The 14,287-nt window shown below is 39.8% G+C and carries 16 protein-coding genes; 12 read left to right on the top strand and 4 right to left on the bottom strand.

Features of this window, described 5'->3' with window-relative positions; translation table 11 throughout:
- Nucleotides 1-101: 101 nt before the first annotated feature.
- Entirely contained in the window at nucleotides 102-593 is a 492-nt protein-coding gene (locus ACFFAP_RS26835) for a hypothetical protein (RefSeq protein ID WP_375514086.1), read from the top strand.
- Nucleotides 594-829: 236 nt separating this feature from the next.
- Here the strand turns inward: ACFFAP_RS26835 and ACFFAP_RS26840 are convergent, their stop codons facing one another.
- Nucleotides 830-1,066: a hypothetical protein gene (locus ACFFAP_RS26840; RefSeq protein ID WP_375514087.1), complete on the bottom strand. Its 237-nt coding sequence runs from the start codon at nucleotides 1,064-1,066 to the stop codon at nucleotides 830-832.
- A gap of 224 nt (nucleotides 1,067-1,290) precedes the next feature.
- Here ACFFAP_RS26840 and ACFFAP_RS26845 point away from each other — a divergent pair, with 224 nt between their 5' ends.
- From ACFFAP_RS26845 to ACFFAP_RS26885, 9 genes are all read left to right on the top strand, one after another.
- Nucleotides 1,291-1,497 (top strand): hypothetical protein, encoded by a 207-nt coding sequence (locus tag ACFFAP_RS26845; RefSeq protein WP_229457894.1) that lies wholly within the window; start codon nucleotides 1,291-1,293, stop codon nucleotides 1,495-1,497.
- A 229-nt stretch (nucleotides 1,498-1,726) separates the two neighbouring features.
- On the top strand, nucleotides 1,727-2,965 hold the full coding sequence (locus ACFFAP_RS26850) for a GNAT family N-acetyltransferase (RefSeq protein ID WP_375514088.1): 1,239 nt from the start codon (nucleotides 1,727-1,729) through the stop codon (nucleotides 2,963-2,965).
- 2 nt (nucleotides 2,966-2,967) lie between these two features.
- Nucleotides 2,968-3,444 carry a Holliday junction resolvase RuvX gene (ruvX, locus tag ACFFAP_RS26855; RefSeq protein ID WP_375514089.1) on the top strand — a complete coding sequence of 159 codons (477 nt, stop codon included), beginning with the start codon at nucleotides 2,968-2,970 and terminating at the stop codon, nucleotides 3,442-3,444.
- A 145-nt stretch (nucleotides 3,445-3,589) separates the two neighbouring features.
- A complete protein-coding gene (locus ACFFAP_RS26860; protein WP_375514090.1) occupies nucleotides 3,590-4,162 on the top strand; it encodes a DUF3727 domain-containing protein in 573 nt (190 codons plus the stop codon).
- Between the two features lie 164 nt (nucleotides 4,163-4,326).
- Nucleotides 4,327-4,944, top strand: coding sequence for a hypothetical protein (locus ACFFAP_RS26865; RefSeq protein WP_375514091.1), 618 nt, complete (start codon nucleotides 4,327-4,329; stop codon nucleotides 4,942-4,944).
- A gap of 63 nt (nucleotides 4,945-5,007) precedes the next feature.
- Nucleotides 5,008-5,547, top strand: a complete 540-nt coding sequence (locus tag ACFFAP_RS26870) for a YqeG family HAD IIIA-type phosphatase (protein ID WP_375514092.1) — start codon at nucleotides 5,008-5,010, stop codon at nucleotides 5,545-5,547.
- A gap of 257 nt (nucleotides 5,548-5,804) precedes the next feature.
- Entirely contained in the window at nucleotides 5,805-6,914 is a 1,110-nt protein-coding gene (proB, locus tag ACFFAP_RS26875) for a glutamate 5-kinase (protein WP_375514093.1), read from the top strand.
- A gap of 29 nt (nucleotides 6,915-6,943) precedes the next feature.
- The gene (locus ACFFAP_RS26880) at nucleotides 6,944-7,264 is read left to right on the top strand and encodes a hypothetical protein (protein WP_375514094.1); all 321 of its coding nucleotides are present in this window, start codon (nucleotides 6,944-6,946) and stop codon (nucleotides 7,262-7,264) included.
- 168 nt (nucleotides 7,265-7,432) lie between these two features.
- Nucleotides 7,433-7,801: a HEPN domain-containing protein gene (locus tag ACFFAP_RS26885; RefSeq protein ID WP_375514098.1), complete on the top strand. Its 369-nt coding sequence runs from the start codon at nucleotides 7,433-7,435 to the stop codon at nucleotides 7,799-7,801.
- 94 nt (nucleotides 7,802-7,895) lie between these two features.
- On the opposite strand, the gene ACFFAP_RS26890 is transcribed toward ACFFAP_RS26885, so the two are convergent.
- Nucleotides 7,896-8,867, bottom strand: coding sequence for an ROK family protein (locus tag ACFFAP_RS26890; RefSeq protein WP_375514095.1), 972 nt, complete (start codon nucleotides 8,865-8,867; stop codon nucleotides 7,896-7,898).
- 96 nt (nucleotides 8,868-8,963) lie between these two features.
- On the opposite strand from ACFFAP_RS26890, the gene ACFFAP_RS26895 reads away from it, so the two are divergent.
- Complete coding sequence (locus ACFFAP_RS26895) at nucleotides 8,964-9,185, top strand: hypothetical protein (RefSeq protein ID WP_375514096.1); 222 nt, start codon at nucleotides 8,964-8,966, stop codon at nucleotides 9,183-9,185.
- A 17-nt stretch (nucleotides 9,186-9,202) separates the two neighbouring features.
- Here ACFFAP_RS26895 and ACFFAP_RS26900 read toward each other — a convergent pair whose 3' ends face one another.
- Nucleotides 9,203-9,955, bottom strand: a complete 753-nt coding sequence (locus tag ACFFAP_RS26900) for a Mut7-C RNAse domain-containing protein (protein WP_375514099.1) — start codon at nucleotides 9,953-9,955, stop codon at nucleotides 9,203-9,205.
- Between the two features lie 1,092 nt (nucleotides 9,956-11,047).
- Between ACFFAP_RS26900 and ACFFAP_RS26905 the strand changes: the two genes are divergently transcribed.
- Entirely contained in the window at nucleotides 11,048-12,025 is a 978-nt protein-coding gene (locus ACFFAP_RS26905; RefSeq protein WP_375514097.1) for a sucrase ferredoxin, read from the top strand.
- Nucleotides 12,026-12,191: 166 nt separating this feature from the next.
- Here ACFFAP_RS26905 and ACFFAP_RS26910 read toward each other — a convergent pair whose 3' ends face one another.
- Nucleotides 12,192-13,787, bottom strand: coding sequence for a helix-turn-helix domain-containing protein (locus tag ACFFAP_RS26910; RefSeq protein ID WP_375514100.1), 1,596 nt, complete (start codon nucleotides 13,785-13,787; stop codon nucleotides 12,192-12,194).
- Between the last annotated feature and the right edge of the window lie 500 nt (nucleotides 13,788-14,287).

The raw sequence follows: 14,287 nt of genomic DNA on the forward strand, positions 1-14,287 counted from the left end.
CTGGGGATTGGGGAAGAGTTTTCCTAAGCCAATGCCCAATGCACCATAACCAATGACAAATGACAAATGACAAATGACAGATTGGTGTGAGGAATTCGGTTATGAAATATATTCCATATTTGGTTTCAGTTTTGGGGGCTGGCTTGGTCTTGGGTCTGGCGAGTACTAAACCAGCACAAGCTCAAGTAGCTTATGGTAGTTATATCGGTATAGGCCCCACTCTTGGTTTTACTGATGGTATCCAATTTGGGGGGGTTATAGCGGGTCGCTATAAGCTTTTGGAAGCGCCACTTTCACTGCGTGCCCAAGTGTTAATTGGCAATAATACGGCAGTTGTGCCAACGGTTTCTTACGATTTACCCCTTAACTGGCAAGCCGATGCCTACCTGGGTGCTGGGTTAGTGTTGGCTGGTGGTGGTGAATCTTCTCCTGTAGGCGACAAAATTAGTTTTGCTTTACAACCGGGCATTGATTATATGATCCCAAATAGCAATACTGTGCTTTTTGGCAACGCCATTATCGCTTTTGATGCCTACCGTGATAGCGGTGGTACAGCTATTTCTGTACAAGGTGGTGTTGGTTTGAGATTTTAAGGGGCATCGGTAAAGAGTCAGCAAAACAGTGCTGCTCAAAGAGTACTGAGTGTTAATTGTGGTTGCAACAATACCTCCTGAATTATCAGACCAAGACTTTGTTTTGCTGCCACATTTTTATCGTGCCATAGCTATAACTACTGACTGAAACTTGTCCATTCAGACTAAAATTAAGCGATCTGATCTTATAGAAGGGTTGTTCAAAGATATCAAGTCTCGTTACCCGTTTCTACATTCTAAAGTCTCAGAGTGGCTTTTCTAATATCAACTGCATCCACTTCATCAGCAGTGAATGCAAGCGTTTGTCCATTAGGGCTGAAAGCCATACACCTTTCCCAAGCTTGGTGAAAGCGATCAATAGTGTATATCTTTTCTTTAGAGGTAACTTGCCATAATGTGATGTTTCGAGTTGCTGCGATCGCTAAAAGCTCACCATCTGAACTAAACAGCATTGGTTTGGGATTCGTACTCATGCAGCAGATCCTCGAAATACTGTACGTGTCGATTAATCCCACGCTCGACGGCTTTGATTACGCTATGAAGTTTGGTTGAATCCCCATCGTAGCGAGTCAGCACCGGACGAATAGAATCGAAGCGTTAAACTTCATTGCAAATTAAGAAGTTAGTCCAAACAACGTGATAGTTTTTGGTCATGACGAGAGACAGCATAGGATTAACACAGGAGAACACAGTGGCAATGGAATCAAATTTATTAACGAATGCAAGCGCAGATGAAATGAATCAAGATTTCAGTGAATATGTCGCCAACCTGCAACTTCACATGACTCTGCAAGCTCGCAATCTTGTTCCAACCCTGAAGCAAACACTGGTAGATAGTCGCCAGCAATTACTCCATCAAACCCAAGCCCACTTTGAAAAGCTAGTTTCTCGACAAGGGCTGTAAAAATATACAAATTTTAATCAAAATTCCAATAAAATATAAGGCAGATGTTGTTGGGTTAATGCCAATGGTGTTCTCACAAGGTCTGCTTTTTCTGCTTTTTTAAGTATTGAGTTACTAAAATCACCCTTTTGGCGCAATAGTAAGGGGCAAAAAGCAGTTAATGTTAATATTATTGCAGCAGTTCCTTTGAAGAGCAGTTAGTTAAGGCTAAATAGCGGCTCGAATAAAAATGACTTCATTACTTCCCAGAAACCTCAGCGTTGTTATCCGACCAGTCCAATACCGGGATCTGGACGGGATTGAGCGCATAACTAAAGAGTCATTCGCAGCCCTCACTCCGAAGGGAGCAGGTTTTGCCATCAGCCAGATGCAAAGGCTGCGTCGCTGGTATGGATTACTCAAATTTTTGAGTTGGTTTCCTAACCCGCTACAGTATCGCCTCTGTGCCTACATAGCAGAGCAAGGGCGGATGCTTCTAGGGATGATTCAAGTGTCACCCTTTAACCGGACACGCAGCACTTGGCGCATTGATCAAGTGCTGTTAGAGCGTGGTGTCGATAAACAAGGAACTGGCTCGCAACTTTTGCGTCATTGCTTTGAATCGATTCTGGAAGCTCGGACTTGGTTACTGGAAGTTAATATCAATGACATAGAGGCGCTGGCACTATATCGGCAAAATGGATTCCAGCGTTTGGCAGAAATGACATACTGGGAAATTGGGCCAGAATTACTGGCTGAATTAGCGCAAGCAGAGCCAGACTTACCCAACCTTTTGCCAGTAAGTAATGCTGATGCCCAGTTGCTATATCAACTAGATACGGCATCTATGCCACCCTTGGTACGTCAGGTTTTTGACCGTAATACCCGCGACTTTAAAACCAGCTTGTTTGGTGCTTTAACTGATGCGGTAATGCAATGGGTGAGCAAAACAGAAGTAGTGAGTGGTTATGTATTTGAACCGCAACGCAAAGCTGCGATCGGCTATTTTCAGGTGCAACTTGACCGTAAGGGTGAAGTTCCCCACGTTGCAACGCTGACAGTCCATCCTGCTTATACTTGGCTGTATCCAGAATTACTATCTCAGCTGGCTCGTATTGCCCAAGATTTTCCCCAGCAAGGGTTACAACTCGCTTCGTCAGACTATCAGGCAGAACGAGAAGAATATTTGGAGCGAATTGGGGCAAAACGCATAGAACATACATTAGTTATGTCTCGCTCTGTATGGCACAAGCTACGAGAGTCTAAATTCGTCTCCTTAGAAGGAATCCAGTGGACTGATATGCTGCAAGGTTTACAACCAGCACGTAAACCTATACCAGGTGGGATGTCATGGATACAACCACCAAAGCTGCCATCCTCAGATAAACCACTGCCAAGCAAGTCAGAACCGATTAACTTTTCGGTAAAAAATCCTAGCATGGAAGCATCACCGATTTCTGAATCAGCAGATGCACAGCAGGAGAATTAATTGTGATATCCCAAGAGCAAGCAAAACCTTTTATTTCAGCGTTGGGACTAGATTTTGGTCGTAAGCGGATTGGTGTGGCTGGGTGTGATCGCACGGGTTTAATTGCGACAGGGATTACCACAATTGAGCGCACATCTTTTGAGCAGGATGTCGATCAAATCCGGCAAATAGTTAATGAACGCGAGGTGCAAATCCTGGTGATGGGCTTACCTTACTCAATGGATGGCTCACTAGGATTTCAAGCGCGTCAAGTTCAAAAATTTACTACAAGACTTACTAAAGCACTGAAACTGCCTGTGGAATATGTGGATGAGCGATTAACTTCATTTCAAGCAGAACAACTGCTGATAGCTGAGAACCGCTCCCCGTCACGCCATAAAGGTTTGATTGACCGCAAGGCAGCCGCTTTGATCTTACAACAATGGTTGGATGTTAAGCGTGCTAGTTCCCGCAGTTCAGTTGCGGCTATTGAATATTGATACCTTTTAACATGATATTCTGAAAACGATTAGCCAGCAGTTGTATCTACGTATAAAGCTATTTGGTTGACATAATATGTCATGAAATAGTTAAGCGATTTTCAAAGTTGCTGGTATTTATTAAATTTCTTTCTACATTTCGGCTATGTTTTCCTCTCCATTTCCTGAAGAAAATGATAACGCTCATGCGGGTTCCATCACTTTAACCGATGACAAAGGGCGATCGCTCGATTGTTACATTGAGCATTCCCTTGAAGTTGATGGACAAGAATACGTTTTACTTCTTCCTGTAGACTCACCTGTAGAAATTTTTTCTTGGGAAGGTGACGGTGAGGAAGAAGAAGCGGTTTTAGTAGAAGATGACAGCATTATTGAGCAAATTTTTGCCACAGCTCAAGCTGTACTATCTGAGCAGAACCTGATATTGAAGAACACAGCTTATGCTCTGACTGTTGCAGGTGATTTACCGCCCGTTGAAGAATCAGAACTCTTCACCTTAGAGATCGAAGACGAAGAGGCGGATTTAGATCCGGAGCAATTACAGCTACTCGCTAGCTTCTATGATGAAGATCAGGAGTATGCAATTTATACACCCCTCGATCCTTTATTATTTTTTGCACGGATAGCAAAAACAGGTGAACCTGAATTACTCTCTCCAGAGGAATTTCGCAAAGTGCAACCTCTGTTAGAAGAACATCTTTTTAATGAAGTAGAATAAAATTAAAAATTCAAAATGAAAATATTGCATTTTGAATTTTTTAATTAGGAATTTTGATTGTTATCAAAATCTACTTAAACCTTTTACCAAATTCTGGAAAAGCATTTTGGTAAGGATTTTTAATTCCATCATCTAAAATCTCAAATTGGGATGAGGTGCTGAAAATGGCTTATAGCAACTTTACATTAAGTAAATTTAAAAAGTCATTCAGCATCCACATTGATGAAGAAACTGATTTATGTGCCGACATAAAACCTTTACAGCCAAGCGAGAAACTCAGAAATTCTTTAGAAGAAACGATAGAACTGGCTTTAGCAATTAATACTGAAAAAGCTCCTTCAGAAATGATTATCACTCCAATATTGTTGGAGGTAAGACGCAGGGCTAATTATCCAATTAGTTTATTTTCAGGAACAGATTTTAATGTAGATGTAGAAAAAGGTCTGAACGGATATTGTGATTTTATCATCAGTCGTTCTAAAGAGCAACTAATCATTAATGTTCCTGTGGTGGTTATTAGTGAAGCCAAAAATGAAAATATTAAAGGTGGATTAGGTCAGTGTGCGGCGGCAATGTTAGCAGCACAATTGTTTAATCAACAAGAAGGAAATGAAATTAGGAAAATTTATGGTGCGGTAACAACGGGGGATATTTGGAAGTTTTTGAAGTTAGAAGAAAACGATATATTTATTGATTTGAATAATTATTACATCAAAGAGATAGATAAGATTTTAGGGATTTTATCTCAAAGTGTTCAGGGAGATATTCCAGGATCGAGTTAGACTAACTAAACTATATTAAGTTATGCTCATTTGTCTAGAGCTACTTAAATTTGACTGTTGACTATGGCCTGGAACAATCTTTTACAGCCTGACTTGATTTTAGAGGGTTCAGTATTGAACCTAACACCAGCTATTATCCAAAAATACGGACTTAAGGGGCTGGTATTAGATGTAGATGAAACCTTAGTACCCTTTAGAGTAGGGATAGCTTCTCCAGAACTACAAGATTGGGTAGAGGAAATTCGCACCTGTACTGCATTGTGTTTGGTGAGTAACAACCTGAGTGAAGCGCGAATTGGTGGAATTGCGCGATCACTCAATCTACCTTACTATTTGGGTGCAGCCAAGCCTTCCCGACGCAAAATTAGGGCAGCCCTTAGGGGAATGAATCTACCAGTGCATCAAGTGGGGATGGTAGGCGATCGCTTATTTACGGATGTCATAGCAGGTAATCGCCTGGGGATGTTTACCATTCTAGTTGAACCGATTGTCCATGCAGACGCAGCCCTGCGCTCTCATCCTGTCCGCAACTTTGAAGTTTGGGTATCTGAAATTCTGGGAGCCTCTATTACCCCCAAGAAAACCAAGATTCACAAAAGTTGACAAATCGTCAGAAAAGTAAATCTAAAGAAATGGTTAAGGAATCTTACTGGAATCAAAACATCGGGGATCATAAGTATTAATAACATGGGGTCAGTCAAAAAAGACCCTACAGTATACAAAATAAATATAAACTTGTAAAGCGTCAGCCTTCACTATAGAGGGATTGGCGCTTTACAAATTGAGTTAGGAGTTAGAAGTTATGAGTTATGAATTAAATTCAACTCCTAACTCCTCACTCCTAAATCCTCACTTTTTAGATGTCATTAACAATTGTTGTCAAAATCGGCACTTCTAGCCTAACTCAACCAGAAACGGGACAATTAGCACTTTCCACCATTGCTACTTTGGCGGAAACACTCTGTTATTTAAGACGCCAGGGACACCGGGTGATTTTGGTTTCTTCTGGGGCTGTGGGAGTGGGTTGTGCGCGGTTGGGCTTAACTGAACGTCCCAAAGCGATCGCACTAAAACAGGCTGTAGCAGCAGTTGGCCAAGGCAGGTTAATTCGGATATACGATGATTTATTTACTACCCTGCAACAGGCGATCGCCCAAGTATTATTGACTCGTAGTGACTTAGTACAGCGCAGCCGCTATCTCAATGCCTACAACACTTTTCAGGAACTATTAGGACTGGGAGTGATCCCTATAGTCAATGAAAATGATACCGTAGCAATAGACGAACTAAAATTTGGTGATAATGACACGCTTTCGGCATTAGTTGCCAGCTTAGTAGAAGCAGATTGGCTATTTTTGCTTACCGATGTTGATAGGCTGTACTCAGCCGATCCGCGTTCCGTACCAGATGCGCGGCCGATCACTTTAGTTAGTAGCATTAAAGAATTAGCTCAATTACAAATACAAACAGGTTCCCAAGGTTCTCAGTGGGGTACTGGCGGTATGGTGACAAAAATTTCGGCTGCGAGAATTGCGATCGCGGCGGGAGTTCGTACCGTAATTACCCAAGGGCGATTTCCCCGGAATATCGAAAAAATTATCCAAGGTGAACTTATTGGGACGCATTTTGAACCGCAACCTGAACCAACTTCAGCGCGTAAACGTTGGATAGCTTATGGACTTGTACCTGCGGGTAAATTGTATTTAGATGAAGGTGCGATCACAGCAATTTCTCTAGCAGGAAAATCGTTATTAGCTGCTGGAATTAAGCTAGTAGAAGGAGAGTTTCGCACACAGGACGCAGTGCAATTGTGTGACAGCAATGGTAACGAAATTGCTAGAGGACTTGTAAATTACAACAGCAATGAATTGCAAAAGATTCGCGGCTGTCATTCGCGGGAAATTTCTGCAATTTTAGGCTATGCGGGTGTGGAAACCGTGATTCACCGGGATAATTTGGTTTTGATTTAGTAAAGTCAAGCGGATAAATTAAAGCAAAATTGAGACAAATAAATTATCTTGAAATTTTATTTAACTCTTTCTTACTAACCTGCTCAAATTTACCTGAAAAAGCTTTTTATTTAAAGACAACGAAAAAATTTAATATATCTATGTTTGAGGCTGTGTTTTTTGCTCAATGCAGCAGTGCATTTAAAGAACAACGCTTAGTAGAAAGAAAGATAAATTCTGAAAAGCTTGAATCGCTAAAAAATGATCCAGAATTTATAACAGCTATTCAATCTCAAACAGCAAGTAAAGAAAACGTAAAAAAAAGGCTTGAAAGGGCAATGAGTATTTTGTGTGAACAAACACTATCTTGAGGTAAAATGGGAGAGACTATTGTTGATCGCATATATAAAGATAACTTAGAATTACTCGAATATCTGAACCAGCGAAAAGAAATATTTTTTGCTAGTCAATTCGATGGAACTTTTAAAAAATCCCTTTTGTTGTCATCAGCAAGCTTTTTTTAAGAAGAAATTTGTAAAATAGTTCAGGCTTTTGTTGAGCGTAAGACTAGTAATGAGAAGTGTATAACTTCTTTAGTTAAACAGAAGGTAATTGAAAGGCAATATCATACTTACTTTGAATGGGATGCCAAGAATGCAAAGAAATTTTTTCGAATATTTTGTGATGAATTTAAAAATAAATTAGAATTATTACAAAAAATAAAAAAAGAGCTTAGATTTTATGTCGCAATTAAAGCTTTTTTAGAGTTAGGCAATATAAGGAATTGTCTAGTTCATCAGAACTTTGCAAACTATACAATTGATAAGACTGCCCAAGAAGTATATGACTTATATCAAGAGGCTATGATATTTGTGCGATGGCTATCTGAGAATTTCGAGAATTCCTAAATTTTGTTAACGCATTTAGTCTGGATTAAGGAAGTAGAAATATTTAAACTAAAAGTTTTCTACAGCAGTGATTCAGTGATTTTTATGATCTACTTTATTCAGTCATCCTAATTTCAGCCAATCTTACCGCCCCCCACAACGGCGCATCATCCCCTAAAGTTGCCGAAACAATTTCAAAATCAACTTCTGGCAAAGCCGTCTCCCGCGCCACTTGACGCACCACCTGCCAAAAATTCTCCCCCGCCTTCATCACACCACCTCCCAACACAAAGCGCTGCGGATTCATCAAGTTCGCCACATTACCAATACCCACACCCAGCGCCCAAGCAGCCTTGTGCAAAACTTCCTTCGCTAAATCATCCCCAGCAGCCGCCGCCTCACTTATCAACTGCCCCGTCAGCAACGTTAAATTATCCCCCACCAAACCCCTCAACACCTCTCCTCCTTGGCGTACTTGGCGACTTGGCGGTTTGTTTTCCAAAATTTCCCTCACATTTTGCACCATATAAGGCCCCGACGCCAAACGTTCCACACATCCCCGCTTCCCACATAAACAAACTGGGCCAGCAGGATCTACAACCATGTGTCCAATTTCACCAGCCATCCCACCAGCACCTCGCCAAGGCTGGCCGTTGAGTATCCAACCACCACCAACGCCAGTGCTGACAGTTATATAAAACAGGCTATCGTATCCTTGTCCCGCACCAAAACGATGTTCACCCAAAGCAGCAACATTAGCATCATTATCTACACCAACAGGAACGCCAAACTCTTCCTCCAACAACCCTTTGAGAGGAATATTCTCCCATCCAGCCACATGATGAGATAGTCGCACCATCCCCGTGGAAGCATCAACTGGGCCGCCAAAGCTGACACCGATCGCAGTCGGTTTTGCGTCTTCTAGCAGAGAGTAAATGAGCGATCGCATAATTTCCAAGTCAGTACTAGCATTTGCATTCGCTGGAGAGAGACGGCGTTCATAACGCAACCACTTTCTAGAACCGACATTTACCGTTGCTGCCGCCAATTTAGTTCCGCCAAAATCGAGAGCTAAAATTAATGTCATAGTTTTTTATTTATAATAGGTGGTTTATTTCTCAAGAAAGATGTTGATAAGCAAAATAAATTCAACACTAAAGAAGACTGTATAATTTAGCAACTTATGACTTCCGATCAACCCAATCCACTTATCGATTTCTCTCACGCCAAAGAACCTCCTCTCTCTCTTGATATCGATAAAGCTCAAGAGGCAGATCCCATTGAACCTGAAGAAGTTACTGGAGAGAGTAAGCTAAACCCCACTCCTGATGATTTGAATAACGAAGATGAAGATCCTAGAATCGGGGGTAGTGAAATAATTAGTGGCAATATTTCAGCTGGTTGAATATTGCCATTACTAACTTACTCATCTTTTTCTGAGTTAAGTACTCCGTCAATAAACTGTTGCAATCGTTCATAATGTGAACCTTTCCAATAAATGCGATCGCAGTCTTGGCAACGCTGGAATTCATCAACCTGCGATCGCACTGTTTCTGGTAGCTTGTCAACAATGGATTGTTTCTTTACAGGTTCTAATAATCCATTGCAGCGCAAACACCGTTTAAATGGTGAGATTAATTTAAACAAGTTGTAGCGTTGTAGTACTTCCAAGATTTGTTGTTGAGGGTTGGTATTTCTAACGTAATACCCATGCGTTACCAAACTACGCATTAATAAACCCTTATCACGAGTCAAAAGAATCCGCGCTTGGCTGTAGCATATCTGGGCTAATTTCTCATCCTCGTAGTCATTGCGGTATAAAGTATCAAAACCTAAAAGTCGTAGAGATGTCGCAAGCTTCCCCAAATGGATATCTAAAACAAACCGGATAATAGTAAGCGGTTCTGGCATAACAGAAACGCTTGGTATAATAGTAGACCTAGCAGAAATTGGATAAACATTGATAGTATCTCCATCCGAAACTATGTAAGAAAAATTTACATATTCACCATTAACATTTATAAAATCAACTTCTGGATGAGGGACACCCAAGGACTCAATCATGTCCTTAATTGAGGCTTTCTCTTCAAAAAAATGGGAGATTTTCACCTGCTTATGATGCCGTGGTAAAAAATGATTCAATTCTGCATGAAAATAGAAATATGCGATCGCCATACTTAAAAATCTTTGGATTACTAGGAGCGCACTGCTGTGTCCCCTTAATGGCAACAATTTTTCACAATTGCCAAATATCTATTGTATTGAATGAATCAATACTTGCTCAAGTGAGCTATCTCCACTAGAAAAGGCCAGTTAACCTTGATTTAACTAACCTTCTAGAGGCGACAAACGGTAAAGGAATTAGAAAGATTCTCAAAAACTTGCATTTATTATTGAGTTCAGTTACAGTCAAAGCAGAGGCATATAATCAAACCCTGACACGAGCTTCAGGAAGTTAGATTAGATAAAAGGGTAAATACCAGGTTTGTTAATGTTGATGTTAGTGACGCTGCTAGTAATTAGTCACTAGTTTTGATTGTTAACTTATCGTGCATGAAGTATGGGGCACTAAAGCATTTACCCCTAATTTAATTGTCTTTATTTTTTCTTAAGTAATTGACAATTATTCGCAAAAGGAGCAATAAATACATTAAAAGCAGATAAAAAATTTTAAAACAGTATTGGCTTACCAAAGTATCATCTGTTTATCAGGTGTTCTCGCATCTACTTTTAGGAATATGTTCAAACAAAAACAACATAAATTTATATCTTTATGTGTAAAAACAACAACTGTAACTAGCTATGTAAAAAATTTCACCAAAACTTTAAATAATTATGTTAATGCTAGCAATATTTTTGATTGTAATATCAGCTACATTCATATTGTAAGCAAGTTGCTCGCCTGTTACTCTCTAAGCGATCGCCCAAGATTGAACATATTTGATTTTGGTCAAAAAAGCAAGTTCAGAAAAGCCAAGTTTCAGCAAGTGAAAATTTACAAAATACCAAATAACAATAAAACTAGATACAAAATTAACGCCGCTTATACGGAAAAATCTATCTTGACACTGTTTATCTCTATTGTGGAGAGTTTATTAACCGGAAAGACCTCGATCAATAATGATGTTATAAGGTGGCTACCTAGTTTTAACTGGGAAATGAATATTGTTCTTTTTTATCTTTTTTAGCCAAGGATATTGTAGCTAAGAACACAATCGTATTTTGTTATACTTTTTGTCCATAGAATACGCTAATGAGTACAGCGAGATGAATACTTTTTTTTGTTCTGACGATTCACGGCAAGTAGGAGAAGATGTTATTGGTAGCGCCACCAATTATCAAACTTATATTTTAGTTGAGTGTCCTTTACCTTGGACATCAGAAGCCTTTAATTCCAAATGGATACCCCAGAATTTGAGGATTTTGGTAGAAGAAGTGAAGCGTGCTAAACTACCGATTAGATTTCTTTTAATTGCTAATGATGTATCACACAAGGTAAATCAGACTACACTTCTGATTTATCAAAAAGAAAAAGGGCTAAGTAATGGATACCATAAAAAAGAGTTTAAGCTAGCAAATATTGAGCAAGTAGCAGCATCTGTCCAAAAATGGTTATGGGGTATCAGTTCTAATTCTGAGGTAAAAACTAGTACAACTAGAGATATTTTAGTTTGTACCCACGGTAGCCATGATAAATGTTGTGCCAGATATGGCGCTCCTTTTTACTTCAATGTTACAGCAAAGAATGCTGATTTGTGCTTGGATAATGTGCGAATTTGGAAATCATCGCACTTTGGCGGACATCGTTTTGCACCAACAATTATAGACTTGCCAGAAGGAAGATACTACGGTCGTATAGATATAGATTCATTTAGAGCGATTTTGACTCGTACTGGCGATATTGAATGCTTAAATAAAGTTTATCGAGGCTGGGGAATTCTGCCTGCTGCACTTCAGGTTTTGGAAAGAGAACTAATGCTTTGCAATGGGTGGGATTGGTTTAATTACAAAGTTGCAGGCCAAATTTTGGAGCAAAGTTTAGATAATAATACTATTCTGGGTGAGCTAAGTTTTGAACAACCTTCTGGTTCTGTTTACACTTACCAGGCTAAACTTGTGAAAGATGAAATTAAGACTCAACAACTGAAAAGCTCATGCAATGCTACACGAGAGTTGGTAGTTACTAAGTATGCTGTCGGTAGTCTTTGGCTTACTTCTAGTAAGGTGATGAGTTATAGTACTTAAAAGAGGAGAGTTTTTAAACGCAGAGGGACGCAAACGGAAGCGCAGAGGTACGCGGAGTCTTGCTATATTTAGTATAATGCTGCACAAATTTGTAACCAAATCTCTGCGTTCCTTTGCGGCTTTACCCTGCAAGAAGGTGAAGCGCTTATGCGTTTAAATTCCAAAATCAAGATGAAGCGATATTTAAGACTTTTCTTAAAAGTACTTGATCTTCTAATTTGGCTTTTAAACGGCCATTTTCGATATCTCTAATCCAGCTTTGGCTTTTACCTGTAAGCTTTGCCAGTTCTCTTTGGGAGAGATTCAAATTTTTTCGCGCCTGCAAAATTTGTTCACCTAGCAAATCGTTTGTAGCTTTGGGCTTCTTTTTGGCTTTAGCAGTTCTTGTTTTCTTTTTTTCCGATTCTGAGATTTGCTGTTCCCATTCTGGTGGCAGTTCAAAAGCTAAAATCCGCGCATTCATAAGCAGATTCCACTTACCACGGGGGCCTGTATCTGTGAGGCGAGTTTCAGCACCACCGTCATTAGTCCAAAATTCCAATGCTTCATCTGGATCTTCAGGAAGATCAACTAACTTCGCCCATAAAGGTTGAATTTCTGGTGGGTAGGTAACTGGATCGAAAAGTGGTTTCATTCCATAGTGATTGAGAATTTCTAAATCGCTTTCAAAAGTTCGCAGCAGACGTTTGCGTTCTTCGCGTTGTCTGGATGCAAGGGCGACTTTTTCTTCACCGTAAGCAATACGCAGCAAGGTAGGAATAGTAATACGTTGTTCTTTGCCCATTTTGGTTTTAAACAGCAACCACAGCATTAATCGGACTGCGCCTTCATGTTGCTGCCAAATACTCATGACTGTGGTTAGCAATGTTTTGGGGAGACTGCCGTATTGATAGAATGCGGTTCGCTCTTTACATGCTTGTTTGTTTAAGAAATATTGTGCCCATAAGCCTGCTTTTACTTTAAAAGTTAGCCCAATCAGATATTTGCATCCGAGATTGTCTTCTTGAAAGTGGTGCTGAATATCTACTAAGTGCCATAAGCGGCTGTTTGTAACAGAGAATCCGTTAATTCGACCTTGTTGAGGCCAGTCAATGGAGATAATTAGGGAGCAAGCTTGCTGGACAAGATTTTTCATTAAAGCTAGTTTGGCAGCTTTACTTAAATCTTTGCGTTTCTCCATCCCCAAATATTTCTCAATTTGTCGCTCATCGATCGCAAATTCTTGCTCCCAAGGTTGATCTAAAGCTGTAGCATAAGCTGCAAAAATTAGATGTATGCAAGTGGCTCTGATGTCAAGCCCCTCAATTGCTGCTAAATCTGTGCCCTTGTCGTTAACTTTGAATGGATCTTGGATGTGAAAAGCGATCGCACCTCGGCCCTGATTGATTTGTCGGCTGTAACTTATGTAGCCTTCTTCATCGGTTTCCCAATGTAGCGATGTGCGTTGTGCTAGTACATTACAAGCTTCCCAAATAGCGATCGCTGAGGCAAATGGATTATTCTTGCCGTTAGAAAACAAGTCTAAACTGCTAGCATCTCTCGGTTCAACTTTGCATCTCCCCTTTTTCGACTGCCAAGGAATCGGAGAATTAGTTGGACAAGCTATTACACATTGCGGTTCCGAATAATAGCCCTCACAATTATTACAAAGACCAGGATCAATCCAGTATTCATTGTCCTCTATTCTGATTGCACCCGTAGGACATTGGGGGCGGCAGTTGTCACATCCAACGCAACTGTTGTTAGGAATTGTATAAGGCATTTGGCTCTTTTCCCACTCTAATCGTTGAGATGTCTGGCTCAGGTCTCCCCTGGATGAGTCCTGTTTATTCATGATTCGCTACCACATTATCTTTCTGGCGAGAATAATCTTTTCTCACCAGACTCACTCCCCACATCCATATTTTGAGTTCGCATCCAATAGGAGGCTATTTAAGGCTTTAAAACTGAGCCTGATAAAACTTATTTATTAACTATACATTTCATAAAAATAATGATTAATTTGTTCGTGTCGAGCTTTAAAAAAATCTTAAGCTTTATTGAAAATCTAACTTAATGAACATTTTAGCTTTGACCATAAAGTGTTTTTAGAAAACATTGAAGCCTAGTCTAATTAGATTTAATCTGATTTATTAATGATTTTAATATTTAATGTACGATCATATTCTGCTATTAAGTTTACAGTTCCTTCATAATTCTATTTACTTTATTGAAATAAAAAAATAATAATTTTTTTGCTCATTTATCTAAATATATTAATTT

This window comes from uncultured Nostoc sp. (genome assembly GCF_964245575.1).
GTDB lineage: Bacteria > Cyanobacteriota > Cyanobacteriia > Cyanobacteriales > Nostocaceae > Nostoc.

Coding starts and splice junctions, on each gene's coding strand:
- ACFFAP_RS26860 (WP_375514090.1), top strand. CDS start 3,590: ATGTTTTCCTCTCCATTTCCTGAAGAAAATGATAACGCTCATGCGGGT.
- ACFFAP_RS26850 (WP_375514088.1), top strand. CDS start 1,727: ATGACTTCATTACTTCCCAGAAACCTCAGCGTTGTTATCCGACCAGTC.
- ACFFAP_RS26890 (WP_375514095.1), bottom strand. CDS start 8,867: ATGACATTAATTTTAGCTCTCGATTTTGGCGGAACTAAATTGGCGGCA.
- ACFFAP_RS26865 (WP_375514091.1), top strand. CDS start 4,327: ATGGCTTATAGCAACTTTACATTAAGTAAATTTAAAAAGTCATTCAGC.
- ACFFAP_RS26900 (WP_375514099.1), bottom strand. CDS start 9,955: ATGGCGATCGCATATTTCTATTTTCATGCAGAATTGAATCATTTTTTA.
- proB (WP_375514093.1), top strand. CDS start 5,805: ATGTCATTAACAATTGTTGTCAAAATCGGCACTTCTAGCCTAACTCAA.
- ACFFAP_RS26835 (WP_375514086.1), top strand. CDS start 102: ATGAAATATATTCCATATTTGGTTTCAGTTTTGGGGGCTGGCTTGGTC.
- ACFFAP_RS26845 (WP_229457894.1), top strand. CDS start 1,291: ATGGAATCAAATTTATTAACGAATGCAAGCGCAGATGAAATGAATCAA.
- ACFFAP_RS26905 (WP_375514097.1), top strand. CDS start 11,048: ATGAATACTTTTTTTTGTTCTGACGATTCACGGCAAGTAGGAGAAGAT.
- ACFFAP_RS26910 (WP_375514100.1), bottom strand. CDS start 13,787: ATGCCTTATACAATTCCTAACAACAGTTGCGTTGGATGTGACAACTGC.
- ACFFAP_RS26870 (WP_375514092.1), top strand. CDS start 5,008: ATGGCCTGGAACAATCTTTTACAGCCTGACTTGATTTTAGAGGGTTCA.
- ACFFAP_RS26840 (WP_375514087.1), bottom strand. CDS start 1,066: ATGAGTACGAATCCCAAACCAATGCTGTTTAGTTCAGATGGTGAGCTT.
- ACFFAP_RS26895 (WP_375514096.1), top strand. CDS start 8,964: ATGACTTCCGATCAACCCAATCCACTTATCGATTTCTCTCACGCCAAA.